The sequence below is a fragment of the Streptomyces sp. NPDC056361 genome (assembly GCF_042262805.1).
Lineage (GTDB): Bacteria > Actinomycetota > Actinomycetes > Streptomycetales > Streptomycetaceae > Streptomyces.
Map to the genome: position 1 here is coordinate 9,639 of NZ_JBHJQI010000133.1, position 15,641 is coordinate 25,279.

15 protein-coding genes are annotated in these 15,641 nt (G+C 71.9%); 9 read left to right on the plus strand and 6 right to left on the minus strand.

What is annotated here, in order from left to right:
- Nucleotides 1-3,026 (minus strand): polarized growth protein Scy (gene scy / locus ACFCY7_RS31730; protein ID WP_376489521.1); only part of this gene is annotated, 3,026 nt, incomplete at its 3' end.
- A 185-nt stretch (nucleotides 3,027-3,211) separates the two neighbouring features.
- Nucleotides 3,212-3,664 carry a methylmalonyl-CoA epimerase gene (gene mce / locus ACFCY7_RS31735; RefSeq protein ID WP_376489510.1) on the minus strand — a complete coding sequence of 151 codons (453 nt, stop codon included), beginning with the start codon at nucleotides 3,662-3,664 and terminating at the stop codon, nucleotides 3,212-3,214.
- Nucleotides 3,665-3,801: 137 nt separating this feature from the next.
- Between mce and ACFCY7_RS31740 the strand changes: the two genes are divergently transcribed.
- Together ACFCY7_RS31740 and meaB are read left to right on the plus strand one after the other, a co-directional pair.
- On the plus strand, nucleotides 3,802-5,004 hold the full coding sequence (locus tag ACFCY7_RS31740; protein ID WP_376489511.1) for an acetyl-CoA C-acetyltransferase: 1,203 nt from the start codon (nucleotides 3,802-3,804) through the stop codon (nucleotides 5,002-5,004).
- A 26-nt stretch (nucleotides 5,005-5,030) separates the two neighbouring features.
- On the plus strand, nucleotides 5,031-5,987 hold the full coding sequence (meaB, locus tag ACFCY7_RS31745; protein WP_376489512.1) for a methylmalonyl Co-A mutase-associated GTPase MeaB: 957 nt from the start codon (nucleotides 5,031-5,033) through the stop codon (nucleotides 5,985-5,987).
- A gap of 64 nt (nucleotides 5,988-6,051) precedes the next feature.
- Here the strand turns inward: meaB and ACFCY7_RS31750 are convergent, their stop codons facing one another.
- The 4 genes from ACFCY7_RS31750 to ACFCY7_RS31765 all read right to left on the minus strand — a co-directional run bounded on the left by ACFCY7_RS31750 (nucleotide 6,052) and on the right by ACFCY7_RS31765 (nucleotide 8,685).
- Nucleotides 6,052-6,531, minus strand: a complete 480-nt coding sequence (locus tag ACFCY7_RS31750) for a MarR family winged helix-turn-helix transcriptional regulator (protein WP_367821967.1) — start codon at nucleotides 6,529-6,531, stop codon at nucleotides 6,052-6,054.
- A gap of 83 nt (nucleotides 6,532-6,614) precedes the next feature.
- Nucleotides 6,615-7,400 (minus strand): AIM24 family protein, encoded by a 786-nt coding sequence (locus tag ACFCY7_RS31755; protein ID WP_376489513.1) that lies wholly within the window; start codon nucleotides 7,398-7,400, stop codon nucleotides 6,615-6,617.
- Complete coding sequence (locus tag ACFCY7_RS31760) at nucleotides 7,397-8,047, minus strand: AIM24 family protein (RefSeq protein WP_376489514.1); 651 nt, start codon at nucleotides 8,045-8,047, stop codon at nucleotides 7,397-7,399. Before ACFCY7_RS31760 ends, ACFCY7_RS31755 begins: the two co-directional genes overlap by 4 nt.
- Entirely contained in the window at nucleotides 8,047-8,685 is a 639-nt protein-coding gene (locus tag ACFCY7_RS31765) for an AIM24 family protein (RefSeq protein WP_362561796.1), read from the minus strand. Before ACFCY7_RS31765 ends, ACFCY7_RS31760 begins: the two co-directional genes overlap by 1 nt.
- 107 nt (nucleotides 8,686-8,792) lie before the next feature.
- Between ACFCY7_RS31765 and ACFCY7_RS31770 the strand changes: the two genes are divergently transcribed.
- The 7 genes from ACFCY7_RS31770 to ACFCY7_RS31800 all read left to right on the plus strand — a co-directional run bounded on the left by ACFCY7_RS31770 (nucleotide 8,793) and on the right by ACFCY7_RS31800 (nucleotide 15,580).
- Nucleotides 8,793-9,146, plus strand: a complete 354-nt coding sequence (locus tag ACFCY7_RS31770; protein ID WP_376489515.1) for a DUF3817 domain-containing protein — start codon at nucleotides 8,793-8,795, stop codon at nucleotides 9,144-9,146.
- Nucleotides 9,143-9,436 carry an MTH1187 family thiamine-binding protein gene (locus tag ACFCY7_RS31775; RefSeq protein WP_376489516.1) on the plus strand — a complete coding sequence of 98 codons (294 nt, stop codon included), beginning with the start codon at nucleotides 9,143-9,145 and terminating at the stop codon, nucleotides 9,434-9,436. Before ACFCY7_RS31770 ends, ACFCY7_RS31775 begins: the two co-directional genes overlap by 4 nt.
- 155 nt (nucleotides 9,437-9,591) lie before the next feature.
- On the plus strand, nucleotides 9,592-10,314 hold the full coding sequence (locus ACFCY7_RS31780; RefSeq protein WP_376489517.1) for a hypothetical protein: 723 nt from the start codon (nucleotides 9,592-9,594) through the stop codon (nucleotides 10,312-10,314).
- 11 nt (nucleotides 10,315-10,325) lie between these two features.
- Nucleotides 10,326-11,009: a DUF4166 domain-containing protein gene (locus ACFCY7_RS31785; protein WP_376489522.1), complete on the plus strand. Its 684-nt coding sequence runs from the start codon at nucleotides 10,326-10,328 to the stop codon at nucleotides 11,007-11,009.
- Nucleotides 11,006-11,704: a TetR/AcrR family transcriptional regulator gene (locus ACFCY7_RS31790; protein WP_376489518.1), complete on the plus strand. Its 699-nt coding sequence runs from the start codon at nucleotides 11,006-11,008 to the stop codon at nucleotides 11,702-11,704. Before ACFCY7_RS31785 ends, ACFCY7_RS31790 begins: the two co-directional genes overlap by 4 nt.
- Before the next feature lie 90 nt (nucleotides 11,705-11,794).
- Nucleotides 11,795-13,615 (plus strand): glycosyltransferase family 2 protein, encoded by a 1,821-nt coding sequence (locus tag ACFCY7_RS31795; protein ID WP_376489519.1) that lies wholly within the window; start codon nucleotides 11,795-11,797, stop codon nucleotides 13,613-13,615.
- Nucleotides 13,616-13,618: 3 nt separating this feature from the next.
- On the plus strand, nucleotides 13,619-15,580 hold the full coding sequence (locus ACFCY7_RS31800; protein WP_376489520.1) for a galactose oxidase-like domain-containing protein: 1,962 nt from the start codon (nucleotides 13,619-13,621) through the stop codon (nucleotides 15,578-15,580).
- Nucleotides 15,581-15,641 lie beyond the last annotated feature (61 nt).

Consider the following 15,641-nt stretch of genomic DNA (forward strand, 5'->3'; position numbering starts at 1 on the left):
AGCCGCTCGGCTTCGCTCGTGGCTTCGGCGAGGAGGGCGTCGGCCTGTTCGGCGGCGTCGGCGCGGCGCTTGTCGGCGGCCTTGCGGGCGTCGTCCAGGACCTGCTCGCCGTCGGCGATGGCCGCGTCGCGCAGTGCTTCGGCGTGTGCCTCGCCGTCGATCTTGACCTGTTCGGCCTCGGCGCGCAGGCGCTGGGACTCCTGCTCGGCCTCCGCGCGGAGCTCGGCCGCCTCGGCGGCGATCCGCTCCGCCTCCGCACGCGCCTCGCCGACCGCGGTCTCGGCGCGCTCGGCGGCCTCCGAACGGATCCGGTTCGCGTCGTCCCTGGCGTCGGCCCGGGTGCGGGCCGCGTCCTGCTCGGCCGAGGCGAGCGAGTCCGTCACCTCGGTGCGCACCCGCTGCGCGTACTCGGCGGTGTCCGCCCGCAGCTTCTCGGCCTCGGCGAGGGCGTCCGTGACGGTCCGCTCGGCCAGCGCCTTCGCGGCGTCCGACTCCTCCTGGGCACGCGTCCGGGTGCGGGCCGCGTCCTCGGACGCCCGCTCCCGCTCCTCGTACGCGTCGGCACGGACCCGGTCCGCCTCCTCCTGCGCCTCGGTACGGGTCCGCTCGGCCGCGTGCTCGGCGGCGCTGCGCAGCCCGGCGATCTCCTCGTCGGCCTGCTCGCGGAGGCCGGCGACCGAGTCCCGCACCTCCTGGGCGGTCTGCTCGGCGGCGGTGACCATCTCGGTCGCCCGCGCGTCCGCCTCCTCGACCAGGCGCTGCGCCTCGACCTGCGCGTCCTCGACGCGCTTGCGGGCGGCGGCGAGGAGCTCCTCGGACTGCTCGCGGGCGAGCTCGCGCTCCCGGCCGGCCTCGGAACGGGCCGACGCGAGGGTCTCCTCGGCCTCCCGGCGGCGCCGGTTGGCCTCCTCCTGCGCGGCGGACAGCGCCTCGGCGGCCTCGGCGGCCACCCGCTCGGCGGCGGCGGCGGCCTCGGCCCGTACCCGGTCGGCGGTCTCCTGCGCCTCGGACTTCAGGCGCTCGGCCTCGTCGGAGGCCTCGGTGCGGAGCCGTACGGCCGCGCTCTCGGCCTCGGTACGGGCGGTCGACGCGTCCGACGCGGCCTCGGCGCGCAGCCGCTCGGCCTCCTGCTCGGCCTGCTCCCGGAGCGTGCGGATGCGCTCCGCGGCCTCGGTCCGCAGCCGCTCCGTCTCGTCGGCGGCCTCGCGCCGCATCAGCTCGCTCTCGGCGCGGGCGTCGGTCAGCTCCTCGCCCGCGGCCGCCACCTTGGCCTCGGCCTCGGCGTGCAGCCGGGTCAGCTCCTCGGCGGCCTCCGTGCGGCGGGCCTCAGCGGCCCGCTCGGCGTCGGCGCGCAGCCCGGCGGCGGCCTCCTCGGCCGCGGCCTTCACCGACTCGGCCTGCTCGTCGGCCTCGGCGCGCAGCCGCTCGGCCTCGGCGCGGGTCCGCTCCAGGGTCTCCTCGGCCTGGGTCCGGAGCGTCTGGGCGCGCTCCATCGCCTCGGACTTGACCCGCTCGCCCTCGGCGCCGGCCTTGGCCCGCTGCTCCTCGGCGTCCGTGCGGGCCTTGGTGAGGAGCTCCTCGGCGGTCTTCGCCGCCTCCTCGATCTGCTGGAGGGCCTCGCGCCGGGCCTCGCTGCGGATCCGCTCGCCCTCGTCGACGGCCTCGGCGCGCAGCTGCTCGGCCTCGCCGCGCAGCCGCCGGGCCTCCTCCTGGAGCTCGACCGTCTTGGCCCGGTACTCCTTGGTGTCGTCCTTGGCCGAGCCGAGCAGTTCGTCGGCCTGCTCGCCGGCCTCGGCGCGCAGCCGGTCCGCCTCGGTCTCGGCCTCGCGGCGGACCCGCTCGGCCTCCTCGGAGGCCTTGCGGGTGGTCTCCCGGGCGTCCTCGGACGCCTTGGTGAGGATCTCCTCGGCGCTGCGCGCGGCCTTGGCGAGCGCGGCGGCGGAGTCCTCGGCGGCGGCCGACACGGCCTTCTCGGAGGCCTCGGAGAGGAGCTTCTCGGCGTGGGCGGTCGCCTCGCGGAGCTTCTCCTCGGCCTCCGCCTTCAGGGCCTCGGCGTCCTTGGTGGCCTCGCCGACGAGCCGGGCGATCTCCGTCTTGGCGGTCCGGGTCCGCTGCTCGTTGACCGACTCGGCGGAGGCGAGCTGGCGGGCGGCGGCCTCCTTGGCCTCGGAGAGCGCCTTCTCGGCCTCGGCGCGGGCCAGCCGGAGCCGCTCCTCGGCCTCCTGCATGCGCTGTTCGGCGGCGCGCGAGAGTTCGGTCGCCTGGCGGCGGGCCTGGTCGGTCTCGGCGGTGGTGGTGGAGCGGAGCTGCTCGGCGTGGCTGGTGGCCTCCTGCGCCTGGCTGGAGGCGGCGGTCAGGAGCCGTTCGGCGTCCTTGCGGGCGCGCAGCAGGATCGCCTCGGCCTCGGCGCGGGCGGACTCCGCCTCGGTGCCGACCCGGCGGCTGGTCTCCTCGGCGAGCCGGGTGGCCTCGGCGCGGGCGGTGGCGAGCGACTGCTCGGCCTCGGCGCGGGACTCCTCCATCAGGCGGCGGGCCTGGGACTCCGTGCGGGCGCGGAGCTGCTCGGCCCAGGCGACGTTCTCGTTGACGTGCGCCTCGACGGTCTGCCGGCGCTCGCTGAGCTCCTGGTCGAGCTGCTGGCGGCGCTGGACGGCCTCGTTGTGCAGCTCGGCCTGGAGCCTGGCCTGGTGCTCGGCGTGCTCCTGGAGGATGCGCTGGGTCTGGGCGCGGGCCTCGCGCAGTTCCCGTTCGGCGTCCTGGCGGAGCTGCTCGGCCTGCGCCTGCGCGTTCCGCAGCAGCTGCTCGGCCTGGTAGCCGATGTCGGCGCTGTCGTACGCGGGCCGGGACGCGATGGTGCGGCGCGCCTCGTGGAGCTTGGCGCGCAAGACCTCGACCTGGTAACCGAGGTCCTCGGCGTGCTGGACGGCCTTCTCGCGCTCGGTCTTCAGCCGGTCCATCTCGGCTTCGAACCTCGCGAGATGGTCGTCCTCGGCTCGGTGGCTCTCCTGGCGTTCGTAGCCCCGCACAGCGCGGTCCATCCGTCCCCTGGTCGCAACACTCCAACGAGCACCGCCCTCACGGACGAGGACGGACCCCCGGGGAATCGTGGCAGATCGGACGACCCCGACATCCCGACTTCGGTGCCACGCGGGGCAGCCCCGACCGGCCCCGGCCCGGAGTCGCCCACTCTACCGGGCCAGGAATCCGGAGGTCAGTGCTCCGCTGAGGAGCGGTCAGCGGACGGCTTGGCCGAGGTGACCAGTTCCGTGAGGACGCCGTGGCAGTCCTTGGGGTGGAGGAAGGTGATCCGGGAGCCCATGGAGCCGATCCGCGGCTCGTCGTAGAGGACCCGGACGCCCTTGGAGCGGATGTCGTCGGCATCGCCGTCCACGTCGGCCGTTCCGAAGGCGATGTGGTGCACGCCCTCGCCGTTCTTCGCGAGCCACTTGCCCACCGCGGAGTCCTCCCGGGTGGGCTCCAGGAGCTGGAGGTACGAGGCCCCGCCGTCGGAGGTGTCGTTGATCTTGAGCATGGCCTCGCGGACGCCCTGCTCCTCGTTGACCTCGGAGTGGAAGACCTCGAAACCGTACGTGGCACGGTAGAACTCGACAGTCTTGTCCAGGTCGAAACAGGCGATCCCGATGTGGTCGATTCGCGTCAGCATTCCTCCAGTGCACCGCCGGGAAGGTGGTTACGCAACGTGCGCGCCGTCACACCGGCAGGCCGGTGACCCGGCGCGGCGCCGCTCAGTACATTGGCGGTAAACCCTCGTTCACTCCTCATCCCAAGGGGCCGTGCCTCATGTCTGGAACGACCGGTACCACCTCAGTGATCGTCGCGGGCGCCCGCACGCCCATGGGTCGCCTCCTCGGCTCGCTCAAGTCCTTCTCGGGCGCCGACCTCGGCGGCTTCGCCATCAAGGCCGCCCTGGACCGGGCCGGCATCGGCGGCGACCAGGTGCAGTACGTGATCATGGGCCAGGTGCTCCAGGCGGGCGCCGGCCAGATCCCCGCCCGCCAGGCCGCGGTCAAGGCCGGCATCCCGATGAACGTCCCCGCCCTCACCATCAACAAGGTGTGCCTGTCGGGTCTCGACGCCATCGCGCTGGCCGACCAGCTGATCCGCGCCGGCGAGTTCGACGTCGTCGTCGCCGGCGGCCAGGAGTCGATGACCAACGCCCCGCACCTGCTGCCGAAGTCCCGCGAGGGCTTCAAGTACGGCGCGATCGAGATGCTCGACGCGATGGCGTACGACGGCCTCACCGACGCCTTCGAGGGCATCGCCATGGGCGAGTCCACGGAGAAGCACAACGCCCGCCTCGGCATCCAGCGCCCGGAGCAGGACGAGATCGCCGCCCTCTCGCACCAGCGTGCGGCCGCCGCCCAGAAGAACGGCATCTTCGAGGCCGAGATCACCCCGGTCGAGATCCCGCAGCGCAAGGGCGAGCCGGTGATCTTCTCGAAGGACGAGGGCATCCGCGCCGAGACCACCGTCGAGTCCCTCGGCAAGCTCCGCCCGGCCTTCGCCAAGGACGGCACCATCACCGCCGGCACCTCCTCGCAGATCTCCGACGGCGCCGCCGCCGTCGTCGTGATGAGCAAGGCCAAGGCCGAGGAGCTGGGCCTGGAGTGGATCGCCGAGATCGGTGCCCACGGCAACGTCGCGGGCCCGGACAACTCGCTCCAGTCGCAGCCGTCCAACGCGATCCTGCACGCCCTCAAGAAGGACGGCCTGTCCGTCGAGGACCTCGACCTGATCGAGATCAACGAGGCCTTCGCCGCGGTGGCCGTGCAGTCAATGAAGGACCTCGGCGTTACCCCCGAGAAGGTGAACGTCAACGGCGGCGCCATCGCCCTCGGCCACCCGATCGGCATGTCCGGCGCCCGTGTCGTGCTGCACCTCGCGCTGGAGCTCAAGCGGCGCGGCGGCGGCATCGGCGCGGCCGCCCTCTGCGGCGGCGGCGGCCAGGGCGACGCGCTGATCGTCCGCGTCTCCGGCAAGTAAGTCACTCCAGGCAAGGAGCTCTGCACATGGTGGACGTCCCCGCTCTGGTCACCCAGGCACGGGAGGGCAGGCCGCGGGCCGTGGCCCGGCTGATCTCGCTCGTGGAGGGGGCGTCCCCGCAGCTGCGCGAGGTGATGGCGGCGCTCGCGCCGCTCACCGGCGGCGCGTACGTGGTGGGCCTGACGGGCTCGCCCGGCGTCGGCAAGTCCACGTCGACGTCCGCGCTGGTCACCGCCTACCGGCGGGCGGGCAAGCGGGTCGCGGTGCTGGCCGTCGACCCGTCCTCGCCGTTCAGCGGGGGAGCGCTCCTCGGCGACCGGGTCCGGATGTCGGAGCACGCCTCCGACCCGGGCGTCTACATCCGCTCCATGGCCACCCGCGGTCACCTCGGCGGTCTCGCCTGGGCGGCCCCGCAGGCCATCCGCGTCCTGGACGCGGCCGGCTTCGACGTGATCCTGGTGGAGACGGTCGGCGTCGGGCAGTCGGAGGTCGAGATCGCCTCGCAGGCCGACACCTCGGTCGTGCTCCTCGCGCCGGGCATGGGCGACGGGATCCAGGCCGCGAAGGCGGGCATCCTGGAGATCGGCGACCTGTACGTGGTGAACAAGGCCGACCGGGACGGGGCCGACGCCACCGCCCGCGAGCTCAACCACATGCTGGGCCTCGGCGAGGCGCGGGGCGCGGGCGACTGGCGGCCGCCGATCGTCAAGACGGTCGCGGCGCGCGGCGAGGGCGTCGACGAGGTCGTGGAGGCCCTGGAGAAGCACCGCGCCTGGATGGAGGAGCACGGGGTCCTCGCGGAGCGCCGTCGGGCCCGCGCCGCGGGCGAGGTCGAGGCCATCGCGGTCACGGCCCTGCGCGAGCGCATCGGGGACCTGCACGGCGACCGGCGTCTCGACGCGCTCGCCGAGCGGATCGTGGCCGGCGCCCTCGACCCGTACGCGGCCTCCGACGAGCTGATCGCGAGTCTGACCGGAAACTGACCCCGGTACACGCGCGAAGGGCCTCTCCGGTCGTCCGGAGAGGCCCTTCGCGTTCTCTGTCAGGTCACGGCTTGCCGCGGCGGCCGCGGAGCTGCTCCGCGACCGGCTTCAGGGACTCGTGGAGGTCGCCGAGGGCCTCTCCGCTGAGCTGGTCGATGAAGTGCCTGCGCACCGACTCGACGTGGTGCGGGGCGACCTTGCGCATGGTCTCCATGCCGTCGTCGGTCAGGACGGCGTAGAGCCCGCGCCGGTCGGACTCGCAGTTCTCGCGGCGGACGAGTCCGGCGTTCTCCATGCGGGTGATCTGGTGCGAGAGCCGGCTCTTGGACTGGAGCGTGGCCGCGGCGAGGTCGCTCATGCGCAGCCTCCGCTCCGCCGACTCCGAGAGGTTCACCAGGATCTCGTAGTCGTTCATCGTCAGGCCGAACGGCTGGAGGTCCCTCTCCAGCTGGTACGTCAGCATTCTCTGGACGTCCAGGAAGGTGCGCCAGGCGCACTGCTCGCCGTCGGTGAGCCAGGGGGTGGCTGCGGTCTCGGTCTCCATATATGGATTCTACCTAAGAAGTTGAATACTTGACGAAGTCTGGGAGCGCGCGTTCGAAGGCGTCACACTCCGCAGACTACCGCTCACAGACCGAAGCGACGCTGGAGGTCGCCGAGCTGGCCGGGAAGGCGCGGTACCGAGCCGGGCACGCCCTGGCCGGAACCGTGCGCCGGCTGCCCGCCGGGCACACCCGCCTGCGCGGGAGGCCCGCCGATCGCCCGCTCCGCCATGAGGAGCTCCGTCGACTGCAGCAGCACCGTGCCCGCGCCGACGAACTCGAACTGGTGCTCCTCGCCCGAGGTGCCGCCGATGCCCGTCAGGGCCCGTACGCCGCCCATCACGCCGGTCATGTAGCCGTGGTCGTAATGATGGCAGGGGGAGGGGCAGTCGGCCCAGCCGACGAGGGCCTGCGGGTCCACCCGCATCGGCGGCTCCATGAAGACCACCGGGCCGTTCGACGCGGCCACGAACTTGCCGGTGCCGATCAGGGTCACGAAGCCCGGCACGATCGACTGCTTGAGCGCGAGCGTGGGCTGGTACGCGAGGAGGTTGCCCGAGCGGATCGTCAGGTTGCCCTGGTCGAGGTCGTACGAGTTCACGTCGAAGGCCCGGTCCGCGAGCAGCATCTTGCCGCTGCCCTCGGCCACCACCCAGTCGCTCGCGTGCAGCGGCGAGTGGAACGACGTCCGGACCAGCCGGTCGAGCCGGCCGTGGCCGATGCCGTTGAACTCGATCCGCCCGTAGTAGGCGATCATCTTCCCCTTCTGCAGGAACCACTGGGAGCCCTTGAGCTCCACGCAGAAGGTGTACGGGTTGACGTTGTCGTCCGACGGCAGGGAGTGCGGGTCGTGGATGACAGGGGTGCTCACAGCTTCTCCTCCGAGGCCTGGACGTACACCGCGCCGCTGCCGCTCAGCTCCAGCTGGAAGGCCTCGCCCGAGCCGCGCCCCACCATGTCGCGCCAGCCGAGCGCGGTGGAGAGCTTGTTGTGCACGTCGCCGTGGTGGGCCACGTAGGCCTGCGGGTCGACGTGGACCGGGCTGCCCGGGTTGATCGGCAGCTGGATGACCCCGCCGTGGGCCATGACGGCCACCGAGCCGTGGCCCTTGAGCGTCGTGGTGAAGAGGCCCTGGCCGGTCACCTGGCCGCGGACCATGCCCATGACCCCGCCCTGCGAGCCCATGAACATCGTGCCCTGCTCCAGGGTGCCGTCGAAGGCGAGCAGGCGGTCGGCCTCGACGTACAGGGTGTCGCCGGTGAGCGCGATCACCTGGATGTGGTGGCCGCCGTGACCGAACATCACGGTGCCGCTGCCCTCGACGGTCATCAGCGGGGTCGCCTCGCCGGCCACCCGGCGGCCGATCATCGACATCAGGCCGCCCTGGCCGCCCGCCATGTTCGGCGTGAAGGTGACGTCGCCGCGGTACGCGAGCATCGCGCCGCGCTGGCTGAACATCCGCTGCCCGGGGATGACGGTCGCCTCGACCATCTTCGAGTTGATCTCGCGGAACGGCATCAGACGTCGCCCCCGATCGTGTTCCGCTCGCTCGGCTGGACGTACACGAGGCCGTCCCCCTCGAAGCGGATCTGGAAGGCCTCGCCGCCGCCCTCGCCCATGAGGGTGCGGAAGGTCACACCCGACTGGAAGTGCTGCTGGAGGTTGCCCTGGTGGGCGATGTACGCGCCGGGGTCGACCTGGAGCGGGTACTGCGGGGTCACCCGCAGCACGACGGCCGGGCCGTCGGACATGATCGCCGCCTGGCCGGTGCCCTCGACGGTGGTGGTGAAGAGGCCGTTGCCGGTCGCGCCGCCGCGCAGCCCCGTGAAGGTGGTGCCGGTGCGCAGCCCCGCGTCGGTGCAGAGCAGGTTGCTGGCCTCCACCCAGAGCTTGTCGCCGTGCAGGGACACGAGGTTGATCTCGGAGGCCCGGTCGGCGAACCAGCAGGTGCCCTGGCCGCGTACCTCCATCACCTCCATCTGCTCACCGGTGAGCCGGCGGGTCACCATGCCGCGCAGGCCCTCACCGCCACCGCTCATCTTCTTGAACGCCATCTGGCCGTCGTAGGCGACCATCGAGCCGTTCTTCGCCTTGACGGAGTCGCCGGTCATGGAGACGGCGAGCACTTTGCTGCCTTGGAGTCGGAACGTTGCCACCAAAGGAAGGTACTGGGCCCCCGCCTAAAGAGACAGCAAAGTCGCCGTGCACAATGGACGGGCCCTTGTGCATCCGTTCACAAGATCGAACGAAGGTGACCCCCTCCGTGGACATCAAGACCGCTTCCTCCCTCCACCGGCTCCGGCTCGTCTCCGCGCCGGAGGCCGTCTCGTTCCTGCTCCTGCTGGTCTGCTCGGTGCTCAAGCGGACGACGGACTTCAACGCGGTGCCGGTCATGGGCGCGATCCACGGCGTGCTGTTCATCCTGTACGTCCTCTTCTGGCTGGACGCCTGGAACCGCACCAAGTGGAGCTTCGGGACCGCCGCGCTCTACTTCGTCCTCTCGGTGCTGCCCCTGGGCGGCTTCTACGCCGAGCGGAAGCTCAAGCGCGAGGCCGAGGGCGCGGTCATCGCCTCCCGCGCGCGGGCCGAGGCGGCCGAGGGCGCGGTGAAGGCGTGATCGTCGCGTTCTCGGTGACCCCGCTGGGCGTGGGGGAGGAGGTCGGCGAGTACGTCGCCGACGCGGTCCGAGTGGTCCGCGAGTCCGGACTCCCGAACCGCACCGACGCCATGTTCACCTCGATCGAAGGCGAGTGGGACGAGGTGATGGACGTCGTGAAGCGCGCCGTCGCCGCCGTCGAGGCCCGTGCCCCGCGCGTCTCGCTGGTGCTGAAGGCCGACATCCGGCCGGGTGTGACGGACGGTCTGACCGCGAAGGTCGAGACGGTGGAGCGACACCTCGGCGCCTGACGCCGACGCGTGAACGCGGCAGCCCCCGGTCCTGGTCAAGGGTCGGGGGCTGCTTCGCGTCCGAGGGTTGAGCGACTGCTCAAAATCCGCTACCTTCAGCCGCGGGGCAGTTTTGAGCGGTCGCTCAAAATGCCGATTGAGCTGGGAGAACGGCAATGGGTCTCTACATCGAGACACGTGTGCGCGCGGACCTGGACACGCTCTGGGACCGCACGCAGGAACCGGAGCGCCACCAGCGGTGGGACCTCCGCTTCACGGAGATCTCCTACCTGCCGCGCGCCGGGGACGAACCCCAGCGCTTCCGGTACGCGACCCGCGTGCTGCCCTTCCTGGCCGTCGCCGGCACCGGTGTCTCCGCGGGGGAGCGCCACCGGGCCGGCGGCGAACGGGTCTCGGCCCTCCGCTTCGCCTCGCCGCACCCGCTGTCCCTGCTCGCCGAGGGCAGCGGCTACTGGAGGTACGTGCCCACCGCCGACGGCGTCCGCTTCCTCACCGGCTACGACTACCGGCCGCGCTGGGGCCTCGCGGGCCGCGTCGCCGACCGGCTCGTCTTCCGGCCCCTCATGGGCTGGGCCACGGCCTGGTCCTTCGACCGGCTGCGCCTCTGGTGCGAGCGGGGGATCACCCCCGAGCGCTCGCGCAACCGCTGGCTCCTCGAACTCCTCGCCCGGGTGCTGGCCGTGGCCGTGCCGTGGGCCGCCGGCTCGCTGCCGCTGGGGTTCGCCGCGCTCGCCGCCGTGCCGCTCACCGTCCTCGGACTGGCCCTCGCCGTCCTCGTACCGCCCTCGTCGCGGACCCCCGCGGCCCGGCGCTGCCTGCGCACCCCGCCCGCCCGCACCCGGGCACCCCGACTCCTCGCCGCCCTGGAGCAGCCGTGACCACGACCGCCGTGCCCTCGATCTTCCGCACCGCCATGGGGGACGCCGAGTTCGAGCGGCTGCACCCGGAGATCCGGCGCCGCTTCTCGGTGGGCCTCGCGAGCGGGGAGATGTGCGTCGGGCGGGGCGTCATGGACCGCATCTGGCACGGCCGGGCGTTCGTGAAGCCGTTCCTCGCGGTCGGCGGACTGCGCAACATCCTGCTGCCCCGCACCGGCCGCGACGTCCCCTTCCGGATCGAGAACGTGCCGTACGCCGACTCGTTCGGGCGGGAGACCGTCACCTTCGTCCGCACCTTCGCCCTGCCCGGCGGGCCCCGGCGCTTCGACGCCACGATGGTCCTCGGCCCCGGAGGCGACCACGTCCTCGACTACCTCGGCACGCACCAGCACCTCGCCAGCGATCTGCACCCCTCCGCCCAGCCCGACGGCTCGCTCCTCATCACCTCCGGCGAACACCGCTTCCGCGAGGGCCCGCTGGACGTGCGCGTGCCGGAGCTGGTCGGCGGCCGGGCCGAGGTGCGCGAGTCCTTCGACGAACGCACCGGCCGCTTCCGCATCGACGTCCGGGTGGTGAACCGGTACTTCGGACCGCTCTTCGGCTACCAGGGGTCGTTCACCGCCGCATACGCCGACGTACCCTCCCGTGGGGTGCGCGCGGGGCTGCGCCCGGTGCGCGAGGAGGTACGGGCATGAGCGGGGACGTCGCCGGCGCAGGCGTGAAGGGCCGCAAGGCGGCGGCGCAGGACGTCCGGAGCCAGGAGACCCGGGAGAAGCTGCTCGAAGGGGCCCTTCGCACGCTCGTCGAGCAGGGCATCGCGAAGGCGTCCGCGCGTGCCATCGCGACCACCGCGGGGGTCAACCAGGCCCTGGTCTTCTACCACTTCGGATCCGTCGACGAACTGCTCGCCGCGGCCTGCCGGCACGGCGCCGAGCAGCGGGTCGCCCGCCACCGCGAGCGCCTCCGCTCCATCGGCAGCCTCACCGAGCTGCTCGCCTTCGGGCGCGAGATGCACGACGAGGAGCGGGAGGCCGGGCACGTCGCCTTCCTCGGGCAGCTGCTCGCCGGGGCGCAGACGCACCCCCGGCTCGTGCCCGCCACCGCCGCCGGGCTCGACCTGTGGATCGCCGAGATCGAGCAGGTGCTCGTCCGCGTCCTCGCGGAGACGCCGCTCGCCGAGTTCACCGACCCCGCCGGGCTCGCCCGCGCGGTCGGCGCCTCCTTCATCGGCCTCGGGCTCTACGAGGGCGTCGACCCCGCCGGCGCCGAGTCGGCCTTCGCGGCCCTGGAGCAGCTCGGCGCTCTGATGGCGGCCGTCGAGGAGCTCAACCCGGTCGCCCGGAAGGCCGTCGCCTACACGCTGCGTCGGCAGAGCGGTCGCAGCCGGTAAAAACCCTCACTCGGACTACTCCAGTCGACACGCCGAAAGATGTCCCCCTTTGATGGGGTATCGACTCGTTCGACGACAGCTGGAGGCACCGTGCGACCGGGAGGCTACGACTACGACACCTACAGCCGACTCGCCGGCCCGCTCACGGAGCCGGACCCAGCGGGGTACAAGGTGCAGTACCGAAGCCTGCTCTCGAAGGAGCCGCACCGAATACGAGCCGTCCTGCTCATGTGCCTCGCGCCGCTCCTGTCGGCGCTGCTCCTCGCCTACCTGGTCTGGCCGAGCCACTGGACCGTCCGCGAGGGAGACGACACCTGGCGGGTGCCGTACGACACCGTGATGCTCGTGTCGATCGGCCTCATCTGCTTCTTCATGCTGGTGAACGTCACGTCGATCGCCCACGCCACCATGGTCGCCCGCGACCCGATACCCGTGTACGCCGAGAAGGGCACCCGCGTCGCCTTCCTCACCACGTACGTCCCGGGCAAGGAACCGCTCCCCATGGTCCGCGGCACCCTCGAAGGCGCCGTGCGACTGCGGCACGACGGACCGCTCGACGTCTGGCTCCTCGACGAGGGCGACTCCGCCGAGGCCAAGGCGCTCTGCGCGGAACTCGGCGTACGCCACTTCACCCGCGCCGGCGTCCCCGAGTGGAACCGCAGGAAGGGCGTCCACAAGGCGAAGACCAAGCACGGCAACTACAACGCCTGGCTCGCCCAGCACGGCGACGACTACGACTTCTTCGCCTCCGTGGACACCGACCACGTCCCGCTCCCCAACTTCCTGGAGCGGATGCTCGGATACTTCCGCGACCCCGACGTCGCCTTCGTCGTCGGCCCGCAGGTCTACGGCAACTACGACAACCTCGTCACCAAGGCCGCCGAATCCCAGCAGTTCCTCTTCCACGCCCTCATCCAGCGGGCCGGCAACCGCTACCGCGCGCCCATGTTCGTCGGCACCAACAACGTCGTGCGGACCTCCGCCCTCAAGCAGATCGGCGGCCTGTGCGACTCCGTCACCGAGGACATGGCCACCGGCTTCGAACTGCACCGCAGGAAGAACCCGGGCACCGGCCGCTTCTGGCGCTCCGTCTACACCCCCGACGTGCTCGCCGTCGGTGAGGGACCGGCCTCCTGGACCGACTTCTTCACCCAGCAGCTCCGCTGGTCCCGGGGAACCTACGAGACGATCCTCAAGCAGTTCTGGAAGGCGCCCTTCCGCACCCCGCCGGGCCGCTTCCTCAACTACACCCTGATGCTCGTCTACTACCCGATGACGGCCGTCAACTGGCTCCTCGGCATCCTCAGCTGCGTCCTCTACCTGTGGCTCGGCGCCTCCGGCACCCAGGTCTCCACCCAGGTGTGGCTGATGATCTACAGCGACGCCGTCGCCCTCCAGATCGGCCTCTACCTCTGGAACCGGCGCCACAACGTCTCGCCCCACGAACCCGAGGGATCCGGCGGCCTCGCCGGCATGGCGATGTCCGCGCTCTCCGCGCCCGTCTACCTCAAGTCCCTCGGCTCGGCGATCCTCCGCACCCGAGGCCGCTTCGTCGTCACCCCCAAGGGGGGCGAGGCCAGCCCCGACCGGGTCCGCACCTTCCGCATCCACCTCTACTGGGCGGTCGTCCTCGTCGCCTCGCTCGTCGCCTCCACCCACTTCGGCCACACCCACGCCGCCATGCGCACCTGGGCCGTACTCGCCCTGGTCATCGCCCTGGCCCCGATCGCGCTCTGGGCCCTCACCGCCGTGCGCGGGCGCCGGACCCGGCGGGCCCGTGAGCTCGCCCGCGCCCGCGTCAGGGCCCGCGGCCTCGCCGACGCCCGCGAGGGAGTCGAGGTGCGCCCCGCCGTCACGGCGATCCCGCCCACGCCGACCGCACCCGCTCCCACGAGGACCGGAGGGAACTGAGCCATGGCCCACCGGCCGTCGAAGAAGTTCAAGAAGACCCTGCTCGGCGCCGCGGCCGTCCTGCTCCTGGCGGCGCTCAACGCCCCCGCCGCCGTCTCCTTCGCGGAGGAGAAGTACCACGCCTACAAGATCGCCCGGCCCGAGTACATGCGGGAGTTCGGCTCCTGGGACGAGGTCGCCGTCCCCGCCCCGTACCGCGTCAACGCCATCCACGCGGCGCTCCTGCACACCGGCAAGGTGCTGCTGATCGCCGGCTCCGGCAACAGCCAGAAGAACTTCGACGCCGGGACCTTCGAGTCCATCCTCTGGGACCCGGTGAACAACACCTTCAAGAAGATCCCCACCCCCGAGGACTTCTTCTGCTCCGGCCACTCCCAGCTCCCCGACGGGCGGCTGCTCGTCGCCGGCGGCACCGCCCGCTACGAGATCCTCGACGGCGAGGTGAAGAAGGCCGGCGGCGGCATGCGGGTCAAGAACGAGAGCCCCGACAAGGCGGTCACCCTCAAGAAGGGCACCGTCTTCCGCTCCCCGTCCGGGGTCGAGTACGTCTCCAAGTTCGACGTCACCGTCCCCAAGGCCAAGCGCGAGTTCGAGATCTCCTACTTCAAGAGCGGCCAGATGAAGCCGTGGGAGACCAAGGTGACCGCCGCCGAGGCGCGCGTCTTCGTCGAGGCGCGCAAGGAGGGCCCGCAGGCCCTCACCACCGAGGCCGCGCAGTACGAGGTCGTCGGCCTCAAGGGCGAGGCCGCCGACAACGTCTACGGCCTCGCGCAGAAGCTCACCACGGAGAAGCAGGACTTCCAGGGCATCAAGGGCGCCTACGAGTTCGACCCCAAGGCGGAGAAGTACATCCCGGTCGCCCCCATGAAGGACGCCCGCTGGTACCCCACCCTCGTCACCCTCGACGACGGCCGGGTCCTCGCCGTCTCCGGGCTCAACGACGTCGGCGACGTCGTCCCCGGCGACAACGAGTACTACGACCCCGAGACCAAGAAGTGGTCCAAGGGCCCCTTCCGCTACTTCCCCACCTACCCCTCCCTCTTCCTCACCAAGGGCGGCAAGCTCCTCTACACCGGCTCCAACGCCGGCTACGGCCCCGCCGAGAAGGGCCGCGAACCCGGCATCTGGGACCTGGAGAAGAACTCCTTCACCAAGCTCGGCGGCCTGACCCGGCCCGACCAGCTGGAGACCTCCGCCTCCCTGCTGCTGCCGCCCGCCCAGGCCCAGAAGGTCATGGTCCTCGGCGGCGGCGGGGTCGGCGAGTCCGCCAAGTCCACCGCCCGCACCTCCATCATCGACCTGTCGAAGGACAGCCCCGCCTTCGCCGACGGCCCCCCGCTCCCGCAGGGCACCCGCTACCTCAGCAGCGTCCTGATGCCCGACGACTCCGTCTTCACCACCGGCGGCTCCGAGGACTACCGGGGCCGCAGCGGCAGCGACATCCTCAAGGCGCAGTTCTACGACCCGGAGAGCAACGCCTTCACCGGGGCCGCCGAACCCACCGTCGGCCGCAACTACCACTCCGAGGCGCTGCTGCTCCCCGACGGCCGGGTCGCCACCTTCGGCTCCGACCCGCTCTTCGACGACAAGGACAACACCAAGCTCGGCACCTTCGAGCAGCGCATCGAGGTCTTCACCCCGCCCTACCTCCACCGGGCGGGCGCCGACCGTCCCGTCCTGGGGGAGGGGTCACCGGAACTCGACCAGAACGGCCGCGCCACCTTCAAGACGAAGGACGCCGGCCGGATCGCCAAGGCCCGGCTCATGCGGCCGAGCGCCGTCACCCACACCACGGACGTCGAACAGCGCTCGATCGCGCTCGGCCTGACGAGGAGCCAGGACGGGATGACCGTCACCGTCGACGTACCGCAGGACCGGACCCTCGTCCCGCCCGGCTGGTACATGCTCTTCGTCACCGACCGGGACGGCATCCCGTCCGAGGCGAAGTGGATCCGGGTGGAGTAGGCAATGCGCCCAGGGCCTGTCGTCACCTTCCCGTCTGCCCCGCGGGCGACGACGGGAAGGT

Coding starts and splice junctions, on each gene's coding strand:
- ACFCY7_RS31800 (WP_376489520.1), top strand. CDS start 13,619: ATGGCCCACCGGCCGTCGAAGAAGTTCAAGAAGACCCTGCTCGGCGCC.
- ACFCY7_RS31740 (WP_376489511.1), top strand. CDS start 3,802: ATGTCTGGAACGACCGGTACCACCTCAGTGATCGTCGCGGGCGCCCGC.
- ACFCY7_RS31780 (WP_376489517.1), top strand. CDS start 9,592: ATGGGTCTCTACATCGAGACACGTGTGCGCGCGGACCTGGACACGCTC.
- mce (WP_376489510.1), bottom strand. CDS start 3,664: ATGCTGACGCGAATCGACCACATCGGGATCGCCTGTTTCGACCTGGAC.
- ACFCY7_RS31790 (WP_376489518.1), top strand. CDS start 11,006: ATGAGCGGGGACGTCGCCGGCGCAGGCGTGAAGGGCCGCAAGGCGGCG.
- meaB (WP_376489512.1), top strand. CDS start 5,031: ATGGTGGACGTCCCCGCTCTGGTCACCCAGGCACGGGAGGGCAGGCCG.
- ACFCY7_RS31750 (WP_367821967.1), bottom strand. CDS start 6,531: ATGGAGACCGAGACCGCAGCCACCCCCTGGCTCACCGACGGCGAGCAG.
- ACFCY7_RS31760 (WP_376489514.1), bottom strand. CDS start 8,047: ATGCCGTTCCGCGAGATCAACTCGAAGATGGTCGAGGCGACCGTCATC.